This window comes from Burkholderia sp. Bp9016 (genome assembly GCF_003857765.1).
Taxonomy (GTDB): Bacteria; Pseudomonadota; Gammaproteobacteria; order Burkholderiales; family Burkholderiaceae; genus Burkholderia.
In genome coordinates this window covers 1-4321 of the sequence record NZ_QTPY01000062.1, presented here as the reverse complement: position 1 = coordinate 4321, position 4321 = coordinate 1, and the positions used below count along the sequence as shown (strand labels likewise).

The window sequence follows — 4321 nt, the reverse complement described above, 5'->3', positions numbered from 1 at the left end:
GCCGCAACCTTCGCGAGCGAGCCGCCGAATTTGCCGACCGCGGTCCGCGCGGCCGATACGATCACTACGTCCGTCATGTTCAATTCCTGCATCGAAATCAATGGGTCGATCCGTATTGCGTCCCGGTGCCGGCATGGCGACCGTGGCACGCAAGCGCCACGCGCCCCGGATGCGGCTGCATGTTCACGCGCTCATGCGCGCGGCACACCCGCATGATCCGGCCGTGCCCGGATACGCTATGGCGAACCGGACGTTCGCCGACCGCCACGCGGCACACGCGGCGGCCAACGCCATCCGGCGCCGGTCAATCGTGTCGCGCCGATGCGCGACACGCGATCATGCTGCCGATTCGCGCGGAGCGGCTTCCTTGCGTGCGGCGGCGGCCGTCTGCTTGCCGCCGCGCGCCGCCGTTTCGCTGACCGCGTCGAAGCCGCTTTGCGCGGCCTCGATCGCCTGCCCAGCCGCTGCGCGCACGGAGTCGGCCGCGGCCGTTGCCGCGGACAGTGCCGAGTTCAGCGCGGCGACCACCGGAGCCGAGCCGGCCGGCGCATGCTTCGTCAGTTCGCCGAACACGTCCTTCACGCGCTTGTCGGTCTGCTCGTACTGCGCCTGGGCGACCTTCGACCACTCGGCCTGCGTCGACACCGCGATGTCGAACAGATGGCGGCTGTACGCGACGGCCTTGCCGGCGGCTTCCTGCGGTGCGGCCACTTGCTGCGCCAAGCCGGCAGCCGGGTTGCTGGCGTTGAATGCGTTCTTCAGCTTGTCCTCGTACTCTTCAAGCGCCGTCTTGGCCACTTGCAGGTTGAGTTCGACGACGGCCTCGAAACCGTGGATTGCCGGACGGGCAATTGCGAACCACGCGGCAATTCCGGACTGGTAATCGGCGGCGAATTTTTCGGGGGCAAATACGGACATCGGGCACGCTCCTGTTGGCAATGCGAGAGACGACGTAAAGAAAATGGGAGCCAGGTCGAGTGCCTGCCCCCTTATTCGCGACCCGCACGCCATTGAATGCGGGAAGCTGAGAATCGCCATTCTAGAGGCATTAATTGTCAATTAAATGGCATCAATGCTAGGTGAAAACCCTTATAAGGGGAGTAACCGTTGGCGGCAGGCCTGGCGCACACAACGGAGGTCGATTCACAAGTCACTGTTTCATAATGGCTTTTACCTTTTCAAGCCTAACGCACCGCGATCGCTCGCAACATTTACCCCGCCATTATTCCCGTTATTAGAAAAAAGGTTGGCATTGAAACGGATAACGCCACCCGTGTAATCGTTTTTACAGATTTATTTTGAAACCGTTTACGGGATTATTAATGACGAATTCAATGATCCGATGAATTACGACGCGCGACTACGGCATCGGCCTCACCCGGCCAATTCGCGATGCAGCGCGCGAAACTCCTGCGCGAGCTTGTGCGCCGGTTCGAGATGGATCACCGGCGTCGATTGCTGATGCGACTCGCGGATCTTCACCGACGCCGACAGCTTCGACGCCAGCACCGGCAGCCCTTCGTCGACGAGTTCGTCGACCAGCCGCTGCGGCAGGCTCGCGCGCGGCTGGAACTGATTGATGACGATCCCTTCGACCTCGAGCGCTGCGTTGTGGTCCTGCTGGATTTCCTTGACGTTCTCGAGCAACGTGTACAGCGCGCGACGCGAGAAGTCGTCGCAGTCGAACGGGATCAGGCAGCGCTCGACCGCGATCAGAGCCGAGCGCGTGTAGAAGTTCAGCGCGGGCGGCGTATCGATGTAGACGGCATCGTAGGTGTCGAGCTCGTTCAGCGCGTCGCGCAGCTTGTAGATCTTGTAGCGCGATTCCAGCTTGCCGTGCAGCGTGTCGAGATCCGGATGCGCGGGCATCATGTCGAGACCTTCGAACGGGGTCGGATGGATGAACGATGCGACGTCGACCGGCCGGAAGTTGAACGTCAGCGCGGTCTCGAAGAATTCGGCGGCGCCGGGATGCGCGTCGGCCGCGCCATCGCCAAGCAGGTAGCGCGTGGAATTCGCCTGCGCGTCGAGGTCGATGACGAGCGTGCGCAGCCCTTCACTCGCGCTGATCGCCGCCAGGTTGCAGACGATTGTCGATTTGCCTACGCCGCCTTTCTGGTTGAATACGACCCGCCGCATTGTGTCCCCTTCGATTGAAACGTCGAAAGATCCAGCTTAGCCGGTCAATAATGGCGGCCACGTGACATCCGTCAGATCCGCGGCAACGTGCCCGATACATGACGGTTGCCCGGCACGCTCCACCGCCACGGCAGATCCGTGCCGACGCGAATACCGATGCGCGGGCCGCCCGCCAGATTCGCGGGCGGCGCCATGCCGTCGTCCACGATCGCGAAGCCGTCGCGGGCGACGACCAGGTCGGCGCCGTCCTGCGCGCCGCCGATGCCGAGTGCCTGGGTCAGCCGCGCCGGACCGCGGCACAGATCGCGATCACGTGTCAGCGGCGGCCGTGCCGCGCGCATCCGTTCGAGCCCCTGCAACGGTTCCAGCGCTCGAATCAGCACGCCCGTGCCGGTGCCGTCCGGCCCGCACACGCAATTGCAGCACCAGTGCATCCCGTACGTGAAATAGACGTACATATGCCCGGGCGGCCCGAACATCGTCGCATTGCGCGGCGTCTTGCCGCGATACGTGTGCGCGGCCGGGTCGATCGCGCCGGCATAGGCTTCCACTTCGACGATCCGGCCCGCGCGGCCGTCCGCTGCCGCGAGAATCTTGTTCAGCAGTTGCGGCGCGACTTCGGTGGCCGAGCGATCGAAGAACGCGCGCGGCAACAACGTGCCCGGCCAGTCGGGTGCACGCTTATTTCGCGTCATTCCGCCCCTCCGGCTGTCCGCTGCAGGAAACCTCCTGCGCCGCCAAATGAAGCCGACGATACGCTTCGACCAGTTCGTCGAGACTGAATGCGCGGTTTCTGCCGCTCGGGTTCGGCAGGATCCAGACGGTCGCGCGCTGCATGCGTGCCGGTTGCAGCCCCCATGCGATCTCGCGTTGCCCGGACAGCGCCGCGTAGGCGGCCTTGCCCAGGAACGCGACGAAGCGCGGCGCGTAACGTTCGAGCTTCTGCCCGAAGACGTCCGCGGCGGCGGCGAATTCGTCGTGCGACAACTGATCTGCGCTCGCCGTCGGCCGCGGCACGACCGCCGTCAGCCCGCAGCCGTATCCAAGTATCGTCCGGTCGTCCTGCGGCGCGATTTCGTCCGGCGTGAAGCCCGCGAGATGCAGCACGCGCCAGAAGCGGTTGCTCCTTCCCGCGAAGTGATGGCCGGTCGCGGCCGCGGTCATGCCGGGGTTGATCCCGCAGAACAGCACGTCGAGATGCGGGGCGATGATGTCGGGAAGTGCGTCTGCCACGTTCGGCCTCGCGCATGAGGGGCGTAAACGAAAAAAGACCCGAAGATCCACGCCAGGCAATTCGCCTGGCCCGGACATTCGGGCCCTTTCCTGTGCGGAATACCGACGTGATGCTTAGAACGGGATATCGTCGTCCATCTCGTCGAAGCCGCCGCCTGCCGGCGCGCTCGGACGGCTCTGGCCGCCGCCTGCACCGCCGCGCGGCGCTGCGCCGGCACGACCACCGCCACCACCACCGCGCTCCATCTGTTCGCCGCCGCGACCGCCGCCACCACCACCGTAGCCGCCGCCGTAACCGCCTTCGTCACCACCACCACCGCCGCCGCCCGCACCGCCGCGGCCGCCGAGCATCTGCATTTGATCCGCGACGATTTCGGTCGAATAGCGATCCTGGCCGTCCTGGCCTTGCCACTTGCGCGTGCGGATGCGGCCTTCGATATAGACCGACGAGCCCTTCTTCAGGTACTCGCTGACGATTTCGGCGAGACGGCCGAAAAACGCGACGCGGTGCCACTCGGTCATTTCCTTGAAATCGCCGCTCGCCTTGTCCTTGTAGCGATCGGTCGTTGCGAGACGAATGTTCGCAACCGCGTCGCCGCTCGGCAGGTAACGGACTTCAGGATCGGCGCCGAGATTGCCGACGAGGATGACCTTGTTGACGGATGCCATGTGTTTCTCCAGTAAATTCGATGCGGGGCCGCCCGCGAAAGTCGTCGGAGCGGCCCGCCGGGCAAGCCGGCGAGCGCCGCCGGTGCGTGCCCGAAAAGAAGGTTCAGGCCTTGCGCGGCGGCGGCGCTTTCATGCTGGCCGCGATTATAAGCCACGCGGCAACGAGCCCCGAGCACGCATAAAAGACGGTATCCGCACCGCCGTGCTTCAGCAGCCAGCCGCCCGCGATGCCGCCGAGCGCGAGCCCGATCGACTGCGTGGTGTTGTAGACGCCCGTGGC

General features: G+C 64.9%; 6 protein-coding genes. All 6 read right to left on the bottom strand.

What is annotated here, in order from left to right; genetic code table 11:
- Positions 1–336: 336 nt before the first annotated feature.
- Positions 337–918: a TIGR01841 family phasin gene (gene phaP / locus DIE13_RS32305; protein ID WP_124831021.1), complete on the bottom strand. Its 582-nt coding sequence runs from the start codon at positions 916–918 to the stop codon at positions 337–339.
- 456 nt (positions 919–1374) lie between these two features.
- Complete coding sequence (locus DIE13_RS32295; protein ID WP_124831019.1) at positions 1375–2139, bottom strand: ParA family protein; 765 nt, start codon at positions 2137–2139, stop codon at positions 1375–1377.
- Positions 2140–2210: 71 nt separating this feature from the next.
- Complete coding sequence (locus DIE13_RS32290; RefSeq protein ID WP_124831018.1) at positions 2211–2834, bottom strand: DNA-3-methyladenine glycosylase; 624 nt, start codon at positions 2832–2834, stop codon at positions 2211–2213.
- Positions 2821–3372, bottom strand: a complete 552-nt coding sequence (mug, locus tag DIE13_RS32285) for a G/U mismatch-specific DNA glycosylase (protein WP_124831022.1) — start codon at positions 3370–3372, stop codon at positions 2821–2823. Before mug ends, DIE13_RS32290 begins: the two co-directional genes overlap by 14 nt.
- Positions 3373–3486: 114 nt before the next feature.
- Positions 3487–4041 carry a single-stranded DNA-binding protein gene (locus tag DIE13_RS32280; RefSeq protein WP_124831017.1) on the bottom strand — a complete coding sequence of 185 codons (555 nt, stop codon included), beginning with the start codon at positions 4039–4041 and terminating at the stop codon, positions 3487–3489.
- 103 nt (positions 4042–4144) lie between these two features.
- Positions 4145–4321, bottom strand: a 177-nt coding sequence (locus DIE13_RS32275) for an MFS transporter (protein ID WP_124831016.1), incomplete at its 5' end; no start/stop codon positions are given.

Excerpts from the sequence above, each read along its gene's own strand:
- phaP (WP_124831021.1), bottom strand. The coding sequence starts at position 918 with ATGTCCGTATTTGCCCCCGAAAAATTCGCCGCCGATTACCAGTCCGGA.
- DIE13_RS32295 (WP_124831019.1), bottom strand. The coding sequence starts at position 2,139 with ATGCGGCGGGTCGTATTCAACCAGAAAGGCGGCGTAGGCAAATCGACA.
- DIE13_RS32290 (WP_124831018.1), bottom strand. The coding sequence starts at position 2,834 with ATGACGCGAAATAAGCGTGCACCCGACTGGCCGGGCACGTTGTTGCCG.
- DIE13_RS32280 (WP_124831017.1), bottom strand. The coding sequence starts at position 4,041 with ATGGCATCCGTCAACAAGGTCATCCTCGTCGGCAATCTCGGCGCCGAT.